This is a genomic window from Parabacteroides sp. AF27-14, assembly GCF_003635425.1.
In the GTDB taxonomy this organism is placed as follows: domain Bacteria; phylum Bacteroidota; class Bacteroidia; order Bacteroidales; family Tannerellaceae; genus Parabacteroides; species Parabacteroides distasonis.
Genome location: NZ_QTLZ01000002.1, coordinates 36,916 through 55,353, shown reverse-complemented (window position 1 = coordinate 55,353; position 18,438 = coordinate 36,916). Strand labels below are relative to the sequence as shown.

Sequence of the window (18,438 nt, the reverse complement as noted above, 5' to 3'; positions counted from 1 at the left end):
CATGGCACTCGAAATTAAAGGAATGACACGCTCATTCAGATTCAAGAAAGGAACAGAGTATATTACTCTTCAGGACCCGGATCCGAACATCTCGCCGGACATGGTCATGAACTACTATTCGAACATGTACCCGGAACTGACGACGGCTACCGTTCATGGACCGGTCATCAGGGAGGACATGACAGAATATGAGTTCAAGACAACTATCGGAACAAAAGGATAAAGGATATGGCAAAGGACTACAGAAAAAAGAAGAAATCATGTGTACCATTGGACGGATATCAGGCGGAACAGCTCGCGAGACTTATCATTGCGGAAACCGAAAGGAAGGTGCATTACGGCACGGAAAGGAAGAAACGGATTGCGGCACCCAGCGGTGCCGTAATTCTTTTCTGAACACCACATTCACGCCGATGCCTCCGCCGGAACTGTTCTCGGAAAGTCCTGACGGAAAGCCGTGCAACCTGATCACGCGGGAAAACTACGAGTACCTGCGTGATTCCTTTTTCAGATATGCGAGTCTTATGAAAAAGGAAGCGGTACATGCACCGGGACTCACAATGGCGGAAGGAATAACGAGACTGCATGATGAAATGAGCGACCTTGTCGGCAATGACATGAATGTAAACATCGAGCAGGATGGGGAAAGACTCATTTTCCGTCTCTGGAAATGCCACAGATGGGGAGAACTTACGCTGTATTACTTCCCTGTGAAATTTGTGGAAAATCTCGGGCCGGAACTGAGACGCATATCTGTCACCTTCATCCACAACCTGATGCAGGCAAACGGAATTGACACCATACTGGACGAGGATGACACGGAATATGCGCTTACCTGGCTGGCTGAAGAGAATGACGACGAACAGGACGACAGGAAAAAACGGCTGAAACTGCTGCATTCATACGAGAAAGGCAGGATACACAGTCTGCTCAGGAGAGTGGAACGGAAATCCTACTACAAGGACCTGCCGAAGGCAATCGGACGGTATAAGCCGGCGAACGGATACGAACAGTCCCTGCTCTCCGCCATGAAGGAAGGTCTGGAATTCCTCTCGCCTGAACGCGGCATCATGGAATACGGCTACGACCCGTTTTATGAAGAGGAACCGGACTACCTGCCCATGTATCTCAACAGGCAGATAAGGGTCGTCTATGACTGCAATGATCCCGTGACGGACAACCTCGTGGACTACTACAACTCCTACAGCCGGGAGACATACGACATCATTCCGGTCACCACCTGTGACCTGTCTCCGGAAACGGAGGAACTGTTCCGCATGGACGACTACCCGGAACGCTTCTTCAAATGGGCGGAAAAATTTATCAACATCACAATATAAACCAATCTGAAAGCATATGATAGACAGCAACGAACTGACCAGAAAGATCAAGACACCGCTCAACCCCAGGGCGGCACTGATAGCCTATGCCTCGGAAGGGGACAAGAACTTCTTCCTTGAAATCCGGGGTATTGACGACCGGGGAAACATGACGGAAGGAAGACCGGTGACACTGGAATTCATGAACACCCTCGTGAAGGAATACTCGGAAAGACACGGTACCACTCCATACGGGAAGATACCCGACAACCTGCTGTATTGCGACTCGCGCAAGGGCAGCGAAAGATACGTGTGGTACAATCCACCGCACAAGCGGATGATGTTCTTCAGCACCGCACTCAAAATAGAAAACGCGGAATATTACCTGCCGGGAGTAATCTACGAGGCCGGAGAGCACGGAATGAGAATCTATGCCTACAAGGGGAACGTTCCCAGACCGGATACCGTACTGTATGCCGCACCGTTCTTCAACGTGACAGGTTCCAGCGTATGTCTGGGAAACGCCAGGATAGAGCTGCCGAAGGACCTGACCTATGAAAAGCTGCTGCAGTACTGGGAACGGAAATTCTGGCTGACGGAATTCACCCACCTGGGAGGGAACGGGAACCCGACAAGGTCAAACCTCGTGCTGGTGGCAAAGGCGGCACGGGACAGGGACTTCAACCTCGACGAACTGAAACAACTGAACAACATGAAACTTAAAGACATACTGAAATGAAAAGAGTACACTACATCGACAACTATCTCATAAACCCGCAGCATCCGGTAACGGTAAACCTTATCGGAGCGGGAGGAACAGGCTCACAGGTGCTTACCTGCCTGGCCAGGCTTGACACGGCACTGAGGGGACTCGGACATCCCGGACTGTTCGTGACACTGTATGATTCCGACATCGTGACGGAAGCCAACATCGGGCGGCAGCTCTTCAGCCCTTCGGACATCGGACTGAACAAGGCGCAGTGCCTCGTCACACGCATGAACAACTTCTTCGGCAACGACTGGAAGGCGGTACCGGACATCTATCCGGCAGCCCTGAAGGACGCCAGACGGGATAATCTGGCCAACATAATGATTACCTGCACGGACAACATAAAGTCCCGTCTCGACCTCTGGAACATACTGAAAGCCGTGCCGGTTTCGGAATACAGAAGCCACGAAACACCACTGTACTGGATGGACTTCGGCAACATGCAGAATACGGGACAGGTCATCCTCGGAACCGTACCTAAGAAAATCAGACAGCCGGCATCCAAGCTGTACGAAACGGTGGAATCGCTGAAGGTGATCACACGATATGTCAAATACGCAAGAGTGAAGGAAAAGGATTCCGGACCGAGCTGTTCGCTGGCGGAGGCTCTGGAGAAACAGGACCTGTTCATCAACTCCACACTGGCACAGCTCGGCTGCAACATCCTGTGGAAAATGTTCCGCAACGGTATGATCGAGCATCACGGGCTGTACCTGAATCTCTCCACCATGAAAGTGAATCCGATAACTGTATAATATCAAAGCGTTTCCGTATGATTAAAATATAAAAAAGAACTCAGGAAAATAATCCTGAAAACCAATATTTTTCGTAACTTTGTATCAAAATCAAATAAGCATAACAATGGAACCATCTATATACAGTTTTTCACTTTGTGCCGCACTGCCGTTGATGTTATTCTTCGGCTTTTATTTTTTGTTTGCAAAGACTCCTGAAAAGAAAATTTTCAAGAATTATCTCCGCTCCCGACAGATTATGGGTATAGCTATGCTGCTGCTTTCGGCAAATTATTCGGTACATTTCTTCTTTGGTATTCGATTCAAAAATGCGGATTCTTCCATATTGATGAACATGTCCACATACTTCCTGTGCTATTCTCTGTTCAGTTCGGCATTGATAATGTTGCTTGATTGTTTTTACATTACCAAACGGCGTGTGTGGACACATATCATTTTATGGATTATATTCTCAACTCTTTCCGGAGTTGTGTTGTTCCTGTTGCCAAGCGGAATCATGCAAAAAATCTCTTTATTTGCTTTAGCTGTCTGGTTAATCGTTTTTGGAGTCGTTTTAGCTCGCAGAGTCATAATTGCATATCGTAGAGCCATTCGGATTTTCAATGAAACTCAGGCGGATGATATAGGCACATATATCGAATGGCTTTCCATATTCACTTATTGGGCTGTTATCTTCGGTGTCGGATGCGGATTGCTGACATTTCTGCCAGACAAATATGTTTTTATCTGGATTTTGTCGTCAATACCGTTCTACAGCTATCTTTTCTACAGCTATCAGAACTACCTGCTGTTCTATGAACAGGTGGAAAATGCTTTTGAGCAAGATATACAGTCTGAAGAAGAACTTCTGACAGATACGGAAACAGAACCTGAAATAGTTTCTGAGAAAGAAGTTCCAGTGTCCTATACAGAAATTATAGAGAAAGTGGCCAACTGGATAAAGACAGACGGCTATGTCCAGCAGGGACTTACCATAAAAGAACTGTCCGAAATACTTCATACGAACCGTACCTATCTTTCCGCTTATATCAAGACTACGTATAAAATGACATTCCGCGAATGGATAACCGGTCTCCGGTTGGAGTATGCGAAAAACATACTGAAGGAGCATCCGGAAATCAATATACAGAAGCTGGCTGAGTCTTCCGGTTTTCTTTCCCGCAGTAACTTTATCAAATCATTTACAGAGAAGGAAGGATGTACGCCTGGCAAGTGGAAAAAAGCAAATCTGGAATAATTTGTGTGGTAAAAAGCCGATGAAAAAGGTCTCAGAAGCTCATTTTCAAAAAGTGCTCAAGCGACAAAAAAGTGCTAATTCGACAAAAAAAAGTGCTCAAACGACAATTTGAAAAGTGCTCAAACGACAATTTTTATAAAACGCTGTATTTCAACAGAAAAAGTTTTTGTAATATTTTGGGCGCTGAATGGCATTTATTACCTTTGGAGAAGACAAAGATAATAAATTCAAGTTTATATGAGCAGAAAAATCACTTTTCTCACCCTGTTTCTGTGGCTGATGACGGTAACTTTTCCTGTCATTGCGCAGCAGAAAGCAGACACGACCTACACCTTCCGGTTCGTTCCGCAGAAGGACATGTTCTACGTGCCTTGGAATGGCAATGACACGGAACTTGCCCGTCTGCTGGAATGCATCGAGCGCAACAGAACGGACATTCTTGACGGCAGGCTGCCGCTGCTGGTTGACGGCTACTGCAACTCGCTGGGCAGTGAAACCGAGAACCTTGCCACGGCGAAGATCCGTGCCAACCGTGTGAAATCCGAACTGATTATCCGTGCGGAAATCAAGGAAGAAAACTTTATCACCCGCAACCATGCGACAGAGGGAGACTTTGTCACTGTGCGCCTGACGGTACCGGTCAAGGAAACAGCCGTGACGGATGCGGAAGCGGAAGCACGACGCAAGGCGGAAGCCGAACGACTGGAAGCCGAGAAGCGTGCCGAACAGGAACGACTTGCCGAAGAGCAGCGCAAGGCGGAAGAAGCCCGACTTGCCGCTGAAAAGGCAGAAGCCGAGAAAGCCGCTCAACAAAATACACTTGCCGACACGCCGTCGGAAACCAAAATCACAACTGATTATCATCTCTCCCTGCGTGCCAACCTGCTGCGCTGGGCTACCCTGACACCCGACCTTGGCGTGGAATGGCGCATCTGCCCATCGTGGGGCATTGCCGTAAACGGCTCGTGGACTTCATGGACGTGGAGCGACAAGGACCGCCGCTATGCACTCTGGGAAGTGGCTCCGGAAGTGCGTTACTATATGGGTGAGAAGAAAGCCTGGTATCTGGGCGCGCTGTTCAAGGCCGGACAGTTCAACTACAAGCTCTCCGAAACAGGCAAACAGGGCGACCTGATGGGTGGCGGCATCACCGCCGGCCACCAGCTGCGGCTGAACAAGGCACTGGCTCTTGATTTCAACCTCGGTCTGGGCTACCTGAATGCCGACTATGAGAAATATGAGGTCATCGACGGCGTGCGTGTACGCCACGGCAACGAGACAAAAGATTGGTGGGGCCCCATCAATGCCGGTGTGACATTGGTATGGAAGTTATTCTAACACGGAGGAATAGAATATGAAAGCAAAACAATATATAAATATGATGGGAATGGCAGCCGCCGTGCTGCTCTCTTCCTGCGTGAAGGACACGCTTTATGACACGCCGCACCCCGACTACGGGAAGATTGCGGTAACAGCCGACTGGTCGGCCCGCGGTGAGGGTATCGACATACCTGCCACATGGACGGTCACCATGGGCGACTATACGGGTACGGAGACTTCCGCCACCCATGCCCCCGACCATCTGTTTGCTCCGGGCAGCTACACCCTTGCGGTGTGGAACCCGGCTGAAGGAATCACGGTGAACGGCACCACAGCCACCATTGCCGCAGCCACGGGAACCCGGGCAGGCACGGATGCCTTTGTGAACAATGCCCCGGGATGGTTCTTCACCTATACGGAACAGGTGACCATCGAGAAAGACAAGAACTATCCGCTGACCGCTACAATGAAGCAGCAGGTGCGCGAGCTGACGCTTGTCGTCGAACCGACGGGTGATGCCGCTGGACGCATCACGGAGATTGTTGCCCATCTGACGGGTGCAGCCCGAACACTCAATTTCGCTACTGATACCTACGGAGCCGCTTCGAACGTCGTGCTGCCCTTCACCAAGATAACCGAAGGTGACGATGCTGGCAAGTGGAAAGCCACGGTGCGGCTACTGGGTGTGACAGGCACGGAACAACTGCTGACGGGTGAAATCCGCTATGCGGACGGCAACCCGACCCCCACGATGCTGAAAAGCGACCTCACGGAAGCCCTCAAGGAGTTCAATACCAGAAAGGGCGCATCGCTGACCCTCGGCGGAACGCTGGTTGAGACTCCCGAAGGCATGGAAGTGGACGGAGCCGAAATCAACGGCTGGGAAGAAGTGAAAGGTGATGATGTAAATGCCGATTTGTAACTAATATAATGACAGATATAATGAAGACAAGATTTTTTGCACTTGCGACGCTCGTCCTCGCACTGGCAGCCTGCAACAACGACAACGAGAACCTGAACGGTGACCCAGTGGCCGCCCAGTTTACCGCCGACATCGCCCTCGCCACCCGCGCCAGCGGAACCACCTGGGATAACGGCGACCGTATCGGCATCACCGACATCGGCAACGACACCCAGTACGGCAACGTGCCTTTCATCCTGAAAAATGGGAAATTTGAGGCAGAAAAAAAGGTCATCTATATCGAAGATACAAAGACCCATACTTTCCGCGCCTACTATCCGTACAACGCGGCGGGAGGTATCCTCGCAGCCACGACCGATGCCACGGCGCAGCAGAACCAGTCTGCCATTGACTTCCTCTTTGCCACAGGAGCCACGGGAGACAAAAAAAGCCCGGTAGTGAGCTTCACCGACAAAACCGGCAAAGGCGGTGAAGACAACTCCTTCCACCACCGCATGAGCCGGATAACCCTTACCTTCGAGGCGGGCGACGGCGTGGATTTCAGCGTGGTCAAGCCTGAACGTTACACGCTGGACGGATTGTTACTCACCGGTACGTTCAACACGGCCGACGGTATTGCCACCGCAGACAACGGGGCACAGACCGGAGAACTGGCCATGAATTTGGCAGACGGCGTTCTCACGTCATCGATCATCCTCTTCCCGCAGACAGTTGCATCCCTGCCGTTGGTTGTGAATTACAAAAGTCAGGAATATCATGCCACACTCACCGTGCCCGAAGGCGCACTGCAGGCGGGCAACAACTATACCTATACCGTCAAGGTACGCAACAAAGTCCTTGAAGTCAGCGAAGCCACCATTGCAAAGTGGAACGATATAGACGGCGGAGAAGTGGGCGCTGACCTGTAGGATGTTAATAATTAATCGATTAGAATAAAGAATTATGAGACATAGATTATTTATCCCCGCAGCCACCGCACTGCTGTTCGCCCTCGCCGCCTGCACACAGGACGAACTTGCTGGCGATAACCGTCTGCCCGAAGGTGAATACCCTGTATTCATCCGTGCCACCGGACTGTCCGTAGAAGCAACGCCGCTGGCAGCCTCTTCCACCCGTGCCGCTGTGGACGGCGACTGGCAGGGCGTCACTTCCGTGGCACTCAAGATGGGCGATGCGGTAAAGGAATACACCGTAACGGCTTCTACCGATTTCAAGAGTGCCACGCTTTCACGCGAGAACGACCCGTACTACTGGACCAGCCGCGACCCAATTACCGTATCGGCATGGTGGCCCTTCAACAATGCCAACATCACACAGATGCCTGCCGTGAAGGTGGCCGAAGACCAGAGCAAATTGGCTGACTTCCAGAACAGCGACTTCATCTCTGCTGAGAACCGGAAGGTGGAATTTAACACCCCGACTCTTGAATTTACCCACCGCACGGCACGCGTGACAATCGAACTGAAGCCCGGCACGGGATTCACGAGCGTCGCCGGTGCCACGGTGAGCCTCGTGAGCCTGTCCGCCGATAACGGCAACCCGACTGCCATCAAGACCTACAACGCAAGCGGCAACACCTACGAGGCACTGACCGCCCCGCAGACCGTTGCGGCAGGCAAGCCATTCGTCAAGGTGGAACTCGGCAGCGGCACCTTCTACTTCCGTCCGCAGAACAACGTCGTATTAGAAGCGGGCAGCCGCTATAAATATACCGTCAAGGTGAACGCCACCGGCCTGACGTTAGAGGGTTGCACCATCGGCAGCTGGGCTGACGGCGGCGGCGAGAGCGGCACAGCCGAGGATTTGGGCTACATCTACGACAGCAACACCAAGACCTACACGGTCTATAACGCCGACGGCCTGCTGGCATGGAACGAAGCCTCACAAAAAGATGAATCGATAAATTGCACCCTCGCCGCTGACATCGACCTGACGGGTAAGGAATGGACACGGTCAGGCATATTTACATTCTACTCCGGCGTCTTTAATGGGCAGGGACACCGCATTACAGGATTTAACTCTTCAGCAATGAATAATACTGGATTTTTGGGTTCACTCTTAAGTGAACGTGGAGTGATAAAGAACCTACAACTCATAGATGTGAATCTGTATGGCAGTAGTGGAAATACTGCTGGAATAGTGGGCCGAAATCATGGCCAAATCATTGCCTGCTCTGTGACGGGAAAAATTTCTGCATCATATGGTGGAACTTGTGGTATAGCCGAATCAAATTATGGCGATATCATCGCTTGCTGGTTCGACGGCACATTGAAAGAGTCTAACAATGGAGCTATAGTGCGTTATAACTACGCTGATATAACTTCCTGTTATTGGGGAGGCAATGCCGGGCAAGGAGTATTCCGTATTGAAGGAGGAACGGTAGATGCCACGAAGGTGGACGGCGCGACCGTGAAATGGCAGACAGCCGTCGACGGCATGAACACCGCCCTCACCGCTGGCGACTACCAGTGGATACTCGGCACCGACGGTCTGCCCGTATTACAAAAGAGACAATAACGAACCCTAAACGACACGCATCATGAAACGAGCAACCATCCATACATCCGCAGCCATCGCCCTGCTGCTCGGCCTTGCCGCCTGCACGCAGGACGAACTTGCCGACGATAACCGTCTGCCCGAAGGAGAATACCCCGTAGTCATCCGTGCCACCGGACTGTCCGTAGAGGCAACGCCGCAGGCAGCCCCATCAACCCGTGCCACCGTGGACGGCGACTGGCAGGGCGTCACTTCCGTGGCACTCAAGACGGGCGATGCGGTAAAGGAATACACCGTAACGGCTTCTACCGATTTCAAGAGTGCCACACTCTCACGCGAGAACGACCCGCACTACTGGACCAGCCGCGACCCGATTACCGTATCGGCATGGTGGCCCTTCGATAATGCCGACATCACACAGATGCCTGCCGTGAAGGTGGCCGAAGACCAGAGCAAATTGGCTGACTTTCAGAACAGCGACTTCATCTCTGCCGAAAACCAGACGGTGAAATTTGACGACCCGACACTTGAATTTACCCACCGCACGGCACGCGTGGCAATCGATCTGAAGCCCGGCACGGGATTCACGAGCGTCGCCGGTGCCACGGTGAGCCTCGTAAGCCTGTCTGCCGATAACGGCAACCCGACCGCCATCAAGACCTACAACGCAAGCGGCAACACCTACGAGGCACTGACCGCTCCGCAGACCGTTGTGGCAGGCAAGCCGTTCATCAGGGTGGAACTCGGCAGCGGCACTTTCTACTTCCGGCCGCAGAACAACGTCGTGTTGGCAGCAGGCAGTCGCTATAAATATACCGTTAAGGTGAACGCCACTGGCCTGACATTAGATGGCTGCACTATCGGTGACTGGGCTGACGGTGGCAGCGAGAGCGGTGAGGCTGAGGATTTGGGTTATTCTATACAGAACGACGGCAGTTACACGGTCTATAACGCCGACGGCTTGCTGGCATGGAACAAAGCCGTACAAAAAGATGAATCAATAAATTGCACCCTCACCGCCGACATCGACCTGACGGGTAGGGAATGGACACGGATAGGCACATGGCCAGGTTACTCCGGCATCTTTAATGGGCAGGGACACCGCATTACGGGATTAAACTTTTCAGCAGCGACTACTGAACTTTTTGGGTTATTAAATGAACGTGGAGTGATAAAGAACTTACAACTCATAGATGTGAATCTGTATGGCAATAGTGGATCAGCAGCTGGAATAGTGGAGCAAAATAATGGCCAAATCATTGCCTGCTCTGTGACGGGAAAAATTTCTGCATATGGTAGAACTTGTGGTATAGCCGATTTAAATTATGGCAGAATCACCGCTTGCTGGTTCGACGGCACATTGAAAGAGTATGAATCCGGAGCTATAGTGCGTTATAACTACAAAATTATAACTTCCTGTTATTGGGGAGGCAATGTCGGGCAAGGAGTATTCCGTGATCATGGAGAAAAGGTAGATGCCACGAAGGTGGACGGCGCGACAGTGAAATGGCAGACAGCCGTCGACGGCATGAACACCGCCCTCACCGCTGGCGACTACCAGTGGGTACTCGGCACCGACGGTCTGCCCGTATTGCAAAAGAAACAATAACGAACCCTAAACAACACGCATCATGAAACGAACAATCATCCATACATCTGCAGCCATAGCCCTGCTGCTCGGCATTGCCGCCTGCACGCAGGACGAAGCGGGCTTCCTGCAGGAAGGGGCGGAAGGCACACCCATCGTCTTTACCGCCACGGGGCTGAACCCCGCTGCGACAGCCATCGCCAATACCCGTTCCACCGTGGACGGCGACTGGGAGGGTGTGCAGAGCGTGGCAGTCCTGATGGACGGCACGGTGAAGGCATACGACGTGACGCTCACCACCGCCGACCCCGCCAGCGCCACGCTGACCTCCACCGACCCGCACTACTGGACCAACCGCAAAGACATCACCGTCACAGCGTGGTGGCCCTACACCGCTGGCGAGACAACCCCTTCTGCTGTGAAGGTAAAAGCCAACCAAAGTGCCCGGAAAGACTTCGAGGGCAGCGACCTCATCGTAGCCGACGGACAGACGGTGACCTATGGTAGCCCCACGCTCCGCTTCACCCACCGCACGGCGCGGGTAACCATCGTTCTGACGGACTACACCGAGGGGCTGGCATCTGTGCGGCTGACGGGTCTCTCCACCGAAGGCGGCAACCCGGCCGAAATCACCCCGTATGACAAGGGTAGCAACACCTACACCGCCCTCGTAGCCCCACAAAGTGTGGTAGCTGGCACGGCCTTCATTACCTGCACCTTCACTAACGGCAAGACCTTCGTCTATAAGATGAAGAATGCTACCGACTGGCAGGCGGGCGGTGAATATACCTACACAGTCTCCCTCACTGCGGCAAAAGACCCGGGATATACCATAGAGGGCAACGGCAGCTACACCGTGACATCCGCCGATGGCCTGATGCATGTAGCCGATTTAGTGAACGGAGGTAAGACCGACATTAACATTACCCTCGACAAAAACATTGACTTGACGGGCAAAGGCTGGACGCCGATAGGCACAAGCTTCGATAACTCATACAAAGGCACTTTCGACGGCGGCGGCCATACCATCACGGGGCTGGCCGTTACGACAAATGACCAATTTGTGGGTCTGTTCGGCTATCTCAATAGAGCTGGTACGGTGAAGAACGTGGTGATGGAAGGCATACAGATAACAAGCAATCACGGGTCGAGCCAGGCCGGTGGCGTGGTAGGATTTAGCCGGGGCACTATTGAAAACTGCTCGGTGTCGGGCAGCGTCAGCGGCACGGTGTACGTCGGCGGTGTGGTGGGGGCTCAATGGGGCGGTTCCATCACCGGATGCAGTTCCTCGGCCACAGTGAAGGGAACGGTCGATGTCGGCGGCGTGGCAGGTCAGACGAATTCGAATGCCACCATGACCGCTTGCTATGCCACGGGCAACGTGACCTTAGAAATAGCCCCCATAAATAATATCGATGTCGGCGGTGCGGTGGGATTCAACGGAGGAAGCCGCATCCTTGCCTGCTATGCCACGGGCAACGTAACCAGTACAGGTAGTAGCACCGTCAATGTGTATATCGGCGGCTTTTGTGGATATAACTCCACCACCGTGACCGCCTGCTACTGGAAGAATAATAAGGAACAAGGCATCGGCTACAATAAGGTAGGCACCGACACCGAAGTCACGAAGGTAGACGGCACTGACGTTACCTGGCAGAAAGCCGTCGATGCCATGAACACCGCCTTGCAGAACGCAGGTTCAGAGTGGCGTTACGAACTCACCGGAGCATTGCCCACCTTGAGGAAGCAGTAAACGTCGGGCGGAAAAAGTTCCGCCCGCAACGGAAAGAACCGAAGTATAACCCCAATAAAGAAAGGAGGACGTGATGGAACACACGGAGAATCCACCATATAGGTTTTGACATCAAGGCATTGTCAATAATAATATAGACTCCAGTGTAAATATGGAAGCTGTAAGCCGGACATTGTCAAGATTGGTGCTCATTAAAGACAACAAATCAAGTAATTAAATTAAAAACATGGGACTTTTTCACAGAGGCAAGAAAAATAATGACGATGAGCCGGACAGTGTTCAAACCAATTCATTCTCTGATATTATGAATGGTTTGCAATACGCCGTAAACTGTGCACAAGATACATTGCAGAATCATCAGATACAAAATCTGACCAGACTTTTTGAAGGAACAAATGCAAATAACGCAAATACGTTCCAATCGAAAAAAAATCATGGTTGGAGACAAGACTATTGATATTCCACTTATAGCCTTGATATCCCATCATTATCTTGCAATGGATAATGTGCAGATAAAGTTCAAGGCGAAGGTCGGAAGCGTGGAATCACAGATCCCGGAAAACAACTTGCTGTTATCCAGTCCGCACAGAGCCAATCTCCAGATGCAGATGAGCAACATAAAACCGGATGCGGATGATGTCATGGAGGTTTGCGTCAATTTTAAGGTTCAGGAGACTCCGGAGAGTATTTCCCGAATCATTGACGATTTTGTAAAAAACATCTAATAACTTTAAAATTCAAATGTTATAGCAGAAGAAATATTAAACCAAGGGCAACAAGAAAATGCGGAAAACTTGAATGAAAATGTAAGCGGACAGGCGAAAGAAATTATCTCCGCTGCATTGGAAGAGACTCAAAACAGAGAAACTTCTCCAGTTCTTAAAGCAGATTCAAACGTGACTGACAAATTCAAGGGGCTTCCCATGCGGGAACTTATTGCAGCTCCACTTATTGCAGCAGCCGAAGCACAACAGGAATTGGCAGCGACAGCATGGAATTTCTACAAGCAAATTGCTTTTGATGACGACGGTAAAACAGCTCGTGTATTGGAATTCGATATTAAAAGACCGATACAGCAGGATGGAGTAATGACAACAATGCCACAAAGTGTCAAGGCTCCGTTTATAGGATTGGTGCCTATTCCTTCTCTGCTTATAGACCGCGTGGATGTAGATTTCCAGATGGAGGTTACTGATACCTCAAATGTAAAAAGCACTATTAATGCCAAAGTAGAAACAAAAGTTTCCGGGAAGAGTTGGTTAATAAGCGCAGAAATCAGCGGCAAAGTAACGACCGCCCGTGAGAACACCCGCATGACCAACCAAACGGCAAAATACCAGATACATGTTTCGGCCAGCCAGCAACCACAGACCGAAGGTCTGTCAAAACTGATGGATATAATGGCTTCCTGTATCGAGCCTATAAATACAGAAAGCAGTAAATAGAGTATAAACATATAGAACGGGATGGATAAAGTCCCGTTCTTATAATTCATACAAAAATGCCGATATTACCGAGTTTAAGAATTAACCCTGTAGCGACTATCAATAGTTCAAATATCTTTGAAACTTTTTCCTAATATAAGAATATTAGTATCTTTGTTTATTGAAGAGTTGTCTCTTGAGTCTGAGATTGTAAAATACTGAATTTAGCACAATCTCCAAATCGTTACCTGAAATTTTTCTAAACTTCCATAAGTGTTTATCTTTCATATAAATCAGTTAATCTGACAAAAATTTAAAATAAATGTGGGTTCAATGATGACACATGTCCAATTAGAAGCCCTAAGTCCTTCTCCCGAGTTATATCCGGTATATGTAGATAATAAATCAGGTTATTTATGTTTAAAATATTAATTGATTATGAAATTAACTTTAAAAGACAGAGTATTAATACTCAACAACGTGTTGCCAATGTATGACAACCGAATGAACATTGGTTTGAAAATCTCCATCTCGGAGAAAGTACAATTAACAGATGCAGAACAGAAGGAGGTCGTATCTACCCCTATAGGCAATGGGGAATATGAGATTTCATTCAAGACCGTAGAAGCGATGACTAGTATCAAGACCTTCGACTTCACAGATAAAGAGCTGACATATCTAAAACAGCGAGTGGATTATATAGACCGGAACGGCATGTTCTCGGCAGAGACAATCGATACCTATACGAAAATTATTGACGAGCCGTTGGTAGAGATTGATGATAATATCTCTGCGCCGCTAAACAACGAAGTTACATCTTATAAAGAGTCTAGCATATGAACGAACGATTAACAGAACAAAAAGCTCTTGAGACAGAGATCAAGACGGTCGATACACTATTGGATCAAGGAGTGCGGGTAGATTTACCCGCTCCCCGTATCCTCCGCTGGCTAGGGAAGCCCGTATTACGACTAATCTTACGCCGCCCTAACAGTGAGACACTTTATCGTATCTCTGGCTTATACTTACGTATGATGCGACAAGCCACTACGCTAGAACCGGGAACACTTGGAGAATCACATCAGTTGATCCATGAATGCATGTTACCCGCCAGCCAGATAGTAGCTTACGGTATAGCTCCTTATTTTCGGCCTTCAGGCATCGGAAACCGTCTTCTGGCCCGTTACCTTCGCAAGCATCTGGATACCCGTGCCATGGCAGAGTTATGGATGATGGTAGCGAGTCTCTCGGGGGCACATGATTTTTGCAACTTTATCAGATCCATGTCGGGGATGAGGATTACGACTCCACGAACGATCTGAGCCAAGATGAAAAGGGAGTTAAGGGATACGTAGAGACCCCACATAGCCCTTTTGGATTGATCTATCAGATCGCGAAAGACACGGGATGGAGCATCGAGTATATCATGCGCCTTCCTTATCCGACGCTGATCATGATGCTGTCCGACGCACCCCGTTATGTGAGCGGCCATAAAGACAAGCCCGTCCGCATAACCTCTAAAGAACAACTGTTCGGATTACTTTCACAAAAACAAACGAATTGACATATTTAATAAAAACACGACAACATGCCCTACAAAAACAAAAACATGTTATTACGCATGATCGAGATCCAGAACTTGGTATTAGAACAGAAACGTCACGGTATAACCCAACGGCATGTCTACGAGACGGAAGTAGACCCACATTACCATATCTCGTATTCTACCTTCAACCGTTACCTCTCCTACCCTGCTAAACAAGAATTAAAGAAACAGCAGCAAAAGGAAAACAATGAGTTCGCAAATATCAAGTAAGAAATAGGTTAATACTTTTCCAACAAATACAGGGAAGACCTAAAATAGCCCGACATCGTTACTAAAACAATGATGTCGGGTATTCAATTACAATACCTTTTTCCTTTGTTGCCGTAATCGATTACAAGAGATAAAAATTATTCACTAAAAAAAGAATTGTTACTATGGCAAATTACATTTTAGGTGTCAAGACCGTTAAATACAATACACCAACGGTAGACGGTGGCATGGCCACACTGTTAGACAACCAAGTGGCTCCCTACAAGGAGCCAGTCACTTTCGAAAACGAGGAAGGAGAGGTCGTAAAACATTTCTCTGAGGGCGCACGATATCCGTTGGATAACGACAGCTTGAAAGAATGGATGGGAGGCGAGATCGTTAATGGCCAGTAGCAAGCCCCAAGAGGCAACTTCCAAGCGACAAAGAGCCTAGAGTTGATGACTGAATTTGACATTACTATATAAGACACTATTCTACAGACAGTTAATCAACCACCCAACTCTCTTGCGCAAGGCTTCCCAAGTGAATAACTAATCACTTCCAAACTCGTAAGCTTACGGCTACCCCCAGCCGTAAGTTATTCACTTGACAAGCCGTAAGTTGTTCACTTGAGAAGACATAAATTATCCAAAGACACAGAGGAATAAAATCATGTTTTTTCTTCCTCTGTGTTAATCGCATCCGGCCGAAAGTCATCCTGTTTATTGTATATTTCTTGAAAACAGGTTCCATAGTAGTCGGCTTTTCTATCCATAGAAAGCACGATTTCTATGGATAGTAATTCAAAATATCATTGATAGTAATTGACTCCCATATTGACATATTTTTATTACACACTGATTATCAACAACATATATAACAGCACCAAGACACAGCCCTTATTGTATTTTTTTTAAGAGATTAAATTTGGTGCCGTTGCCCAAACTTTCAATACTTTACTGATACCTTTTTCTGGTATAACATACGTTTTCTCCCGATTTATCCGACAGATAACATTATCATAGAATAATGGGCTATCATGAAACATGCGGCAAATAAGCTATCAGATACAAAATACACAGATCGAGAATGAAATAGTGAGCGTTTTGACAACTATAATTATCACCCTTACAACATTATTTTGACAGCGTTATTTATCTCGTTTCCTTTGCTGCCGTAATCGATTACAACAGATAAAAATTATTCACTAAAAAAGAATTGTTACTATGGCAAATTACATTTTAGGTGTCAAGACCGTTAAATACGGCACACCAACGGTAGACGGTGGCATGGCCACACTGTTAAACAAACAAGTAGCTCCCTACAAGGAATCAGTCACTTTCGAGGACGAGGAAGGCGAAGTCGTAAAACATTTCTCAGAGGGAGCGCGATATCCGTTCCTAACGATCTACTCAGCGGCAGGAACCACATTCAAGTTCTCCGTACCGATGGACAATGACAGCTTGAAAGAATGGATGGGGGGCGAGATCGTTAACGGACAGTGGCAAGCTCCAAGAGGCAACTTCCAAGCCACAAAGAGCCTAGAGTTGATGACTGAGTTCGACATTCCTATCAGTATCCCAAAGGCCACTTGTTATGGAGTCAGACGCTTCGGGCAAAAAACGACAGACATCTCTTTGATCGAGATTTCGGCTATTGTAGAGCTGCCGGAGAAAGCGGGTTTATCGCCGATGACGATTGGAGTTGCGGAGAAACAGGCATAGTCTCAGAAAAATGATAGATAAACCGGCTTATATAATATTAAAGTAAAAGTAATCCTTGGCGTAGAAGAAATGATAAATAACATTTCTCTGTGCCATGGATTCAAAAGCTATCATAAATCAACCATAAGACACAAAAATTATTCACTAAAAAACAAATTGTTAATATGGCAAATTACATTTTAGGTGTCAAGACCGTTAAATACGGCACACCAACGGCAGACGGTGGCATGGCCACACAGTTAAACAAACAAGTAGCTCCCTACAAGGAGTCTGTAACTTTCGAGGACGAGGAAGGAGAGGTCGTAAAACATTTCTCCGAGGGAGCACGATATCCGTTCCTAACGATCTACTCAGCGGCAGGAACCACATTTAAGTTCTCCGTCCCGATGGACAATGACAGCTTGAAAGAGTGGATGGGAGGCGAGATCGTTAGCGGACAGTGGCAAGCTCCAAGAGGCAACTTCCAAGCGACAAAAAGCCTAGAGTTGATGACTGAGTTCGACATTCCTATCAGTATCCCAAAGGCCACTTGTTATGGGGTTAGACGTTTCGGACAAAAGACAACAGATATCTCATTGATCGAGATTTCTGCGATTGTAGAGTTGCCGGAGAAAGCGGATTTATCGCCGATGACGATTGGGGTAGTTGAGGCTTAAGGTTATCCAAAGACACAGAGGAGAAAGCCGTGGTTTTCTACCTCTGTGTTAATAGTTTCTAGTTTGATAAAATCCTTTTTAGAATCATCGTTGTATGGTAGTCAACTTACCATTCTCAAAGTATAAATAAATCATCACTGCATGATAGTCAATCTACCATTCTCTGTCTTATAAATAAACACCACTTCCATGTATCCACTGCTCATTAGTTAACTGCCTGTTGTCTCATTCATTTTTTCCTGATACCCCCCAAGACTACATATGTTATATCTAGACAAGCACATCCGGCCAAAATAAACTCAGTCATATCCTTTCCATACATTTTCAAGAGCCTCTGCTTCTTTGTTCTGTTAGTTTTATATCCTCAAAATCAAGCAAGAAGTCATTTCTTCCATCCCGCTCGCTAATTAAAGTGCATCTATGATCAAAAAAATCATACTCACAACTATTTATTAGAGTAAATGGAGACAACCGTCCTTGAGACTTAATGCTAAAACACGGATCAGAGATAAGGCCAAGAGCATTATGACAACTATAATTATCACCCTTACAACTTTATTTTGAGAGCGTTATTTATCTCGTTTCCTTTGCTGCTGTAATCGATTACAACAGATAAAAATCATTCATTAAAAAAAGAATTGTTACTATGGCAAATTACATTTTAGGTGTCAAGACCGTTA

21 protein-coding genes are annotated in these 18,438 nt (G+C 48.2%); all 21 read left to right on the top strand.

Annotated features, from left to right (window positions below):
- Position 1 precedes the first annotated feature (1 nt).
- Entirely contained in the window at positions 2-223 is a 222-nt protein-coding gene (locus DWY79_RS02335) for a PRTRC system protein C (RefSeq protein ID WP_075965634.1), read from the top strand.
- A gap of 5 nt (positions 224-228) precedes the next feature.
- Positions 229-396 carry a hypothetical protein gene (locus DWY79_RS22915; RefSeq protein WP_227045009.1) on the top strand — a complete coding sequence of 56 codons (168 nt, stop codon included), beginning with the start codon at positions 229-231 and terminating at the stop codon, positions 394-396.
- A gap of 17 nt (positions 397-413) precedes the next feature.
- The gene (locus DWY79_RS02330) at positions 414-1,340 is read left to right on the top strand and encodes a hypothetical protein (RefSeq protein ID WP_227045012.1); all 927 of its coding nucleotides are present in this window, start codon (positions 414-416) and stop codon (positions 1,338-1,340) included.
- A 16-nt stretch (positions 1,341-1,356) separates the two neighbouring features.
- A complete protein-coding gene (locus DWY79_RS02325) occupies positions 1,357-2,058 on the top strand; it encodes a prokaryotic E2 ligase family D protein (protein ID WP_075965636.1) in 702 nt (233 codons plus the stop codon).
- Positions 2,055-2,843, top strand: coding sequence for a PRTRC system ThiF family protein (locus DWY79_RS02320; RefSeq protein WP_075965637.1), 789 nt, complete (start codon positions 2,055-2,057; stop codon positions 2,841-2,843). Before DWY79_RS02325 ends, DWY79_RS02320 begins: the two co-directional genes overlap by 4 nt.
- 154 nt (positions 2,844-2,997) lie before the next feature.
- Positions 2,998-4,080 carry an AraC family transcriptional regulator gene (locus DWY79_RS02315; RefSeq protein ID WP_077155676.1) on the top strand — a complete coding sequence of 361 codons (1,083 nt, stop codon included), beginning with the start codon at positions 2,998-3,000 and terminating at the stop codon, positions 4,078-4,080.
- A gap of 237 nt (positions 4,081-4,317) precedes the next feature.
- Entirely contained in the window at positions 4,318-5,418 is a 1,101-nt protein-coding gene (locus DWY79_RS02310) for a DUF3575 domain-containing protein (protein WP_118420478.1), read from the top strand.
- 16 nt (positions 5,419-5,434) lie between these two features.
- Complete coding sequence (locus tag DWY79_RS02305; protein ID WP_077153019.1) at positions 5,435-6,322, top strand: FimB/Mfa2 family fimbrial subunit; 888 nt, start codon at positions 5,435-5,437, stop codon at positions 6,320-6,322.
- Positions 6,323-6,342: 20 nt separating this feature from the next.
- Complete coding sequence (locus tag DWY79_RS02300; protein ID WP_122339071.1) at positions 6,343-7,230, top strand: fimbrillin family protein; 888 nt, start codon at positions 6,343-6,345, stop codon at positions 7,228-7,230.
- Between the two features lie 34 nt (positions 7,231-7,264).
- Entirely contained in the window at positions 7,265-8,839 is a 1,575-nt protein-coding gene (locus tag DWY79_RS02295; protein WP_122339069.1) for a fimbrillin family protein, read from the top strand.
- 22 nt (positions 8,840-8,861) lie between these two features.
- The gene (locus tag DWY79_RS02290) at positions 8,862-10,427 is read left to right on the top strand and encodes a fimbrillin family protein (RefSeq protein WP_075965650.1); all 1,566 of its coding nucleotides are present in this window, start codon (positions 8,862-8,864) and stop codon (positions 10,425-10,427) included.
- Positions 10,428-10,449: 22 nt separating this feature from the next.
- A complete protein-coding gene (locus DWY79_RS02285) occupies positions 10,450-12,159 on the top strand; it encodes a fimbrillin family protein (RefSeq protein ID WP_117974677.1) in 1,710 nt (569 codons plus the stop codon).
- 434 nt (positions 12,160-12,593) lie between these two features.
- Positions 12,594-12,884, top strand: a complete 291-nt coding sequence (locus tag DWY79_RS22910) for a DUF2589 domain-containing protein (RefSeq protein ID WP_229075489.1) — start codon at positions 12,594-12,596, stop codon at positions 12,882-12,884.
- A gap of 21 nt (positions 12,885-12,905) precedes the next feature.
- Positions 12,906-13,604 carry a DUF2589 domain-containing protein gene (locus DWY79_RS02275; protein WP_075965652.1) on the top strand — a complete coding sequence of 233 codons (699 nt, stop codon included), beginning with the start codon at positions 12,906-12,908 and terminating at the stop codon, positions 13,602-13,604.
- A 417-nt stretch (positions 13,605-14,021) separates the two neighbouring features.
- Positions 14,022-14,423, top strand: coding sequence for a hypothetical protein (locus DWY79_RS02270; protein ID WP_233563933.1), 402 nt, complete (start codon positions 14,022-14,024; stop codon positions 14,421-14,423).
- The gene (locus DWY79_RS02265) at positions 14,420-14,905 is read left to right on the top strand and encodes a hypothetical protein (protein WP_122368782.1); all 486 of its coding nucleotides are present in this window, start codon (positions 14,420-14,422) and stop codon (positions 14,903-14,905) included. Before DWY79_RS02270 ends, DWY79_RS02265 begins: the two co-directional genes overlap by 4 nt.
- The gene (locus DWY79_RS22470) at positions 14,848-15,147 is read left to right on the top strand and encodes a hypothetical protein (RefSeq protein ID WP_147431798.1); all 300 of its coding nucleotides are present in this window, start codon (positions 14,848-14,850) and stop codon (positions 15,145-15,147) included. Before DWY79_RS02265 ends, DWY79_RS22470 begins: the two co-directional genes overlap by 58 nt.
- Before the next feature lie 24 nt (positions 15,148-15,171).
- On the top strand, positions 15,172-15,399 hold the full coding sequence (locus DWY79_RS02255; RefSeq protein ID WP_122368780.1) for a hypothetical protein: 228 nt from the start codon (positions 15,172-15,174) through the stop codon (positions 15,397-15,399).
- Between the two features lie 164 nt (positions 15,400-15,563).
- On the top strand, positions 15,564-15,791 hold the full coding sequence (locus DWY79_RS02250; RefSeq protein WP_122368779.1) for a hypothetical protein: 228 nt from the start codon (positions 15,564-15,566) through the stop codon (positions 15,789-15,791).
- 813 nt (positions 15,792-16,604) lie between these two features.
- Entirely contained in the window at positions 16,605-17,102 is a 498-nt protein-coding gene (locus DWY79_RS02245; protein ID WP_122368778.1) for a hypothetical protein, read from the top strand.
- Positions 17,103-17,266: 164 nt separating this feature from the next.
- On the top strand, positions 17,267-17,758 hold the full coding sequence (locus DWY79_RS02240; RefSeq protein WP_122368777.1) for a hypothetical protein: 492 nt from the start codon (positions 17,267-17,269) through the stop codon (positions 17,756-17,758).
- Positions 17,759-18,438 lie beyond the last annotated feature (680 nt).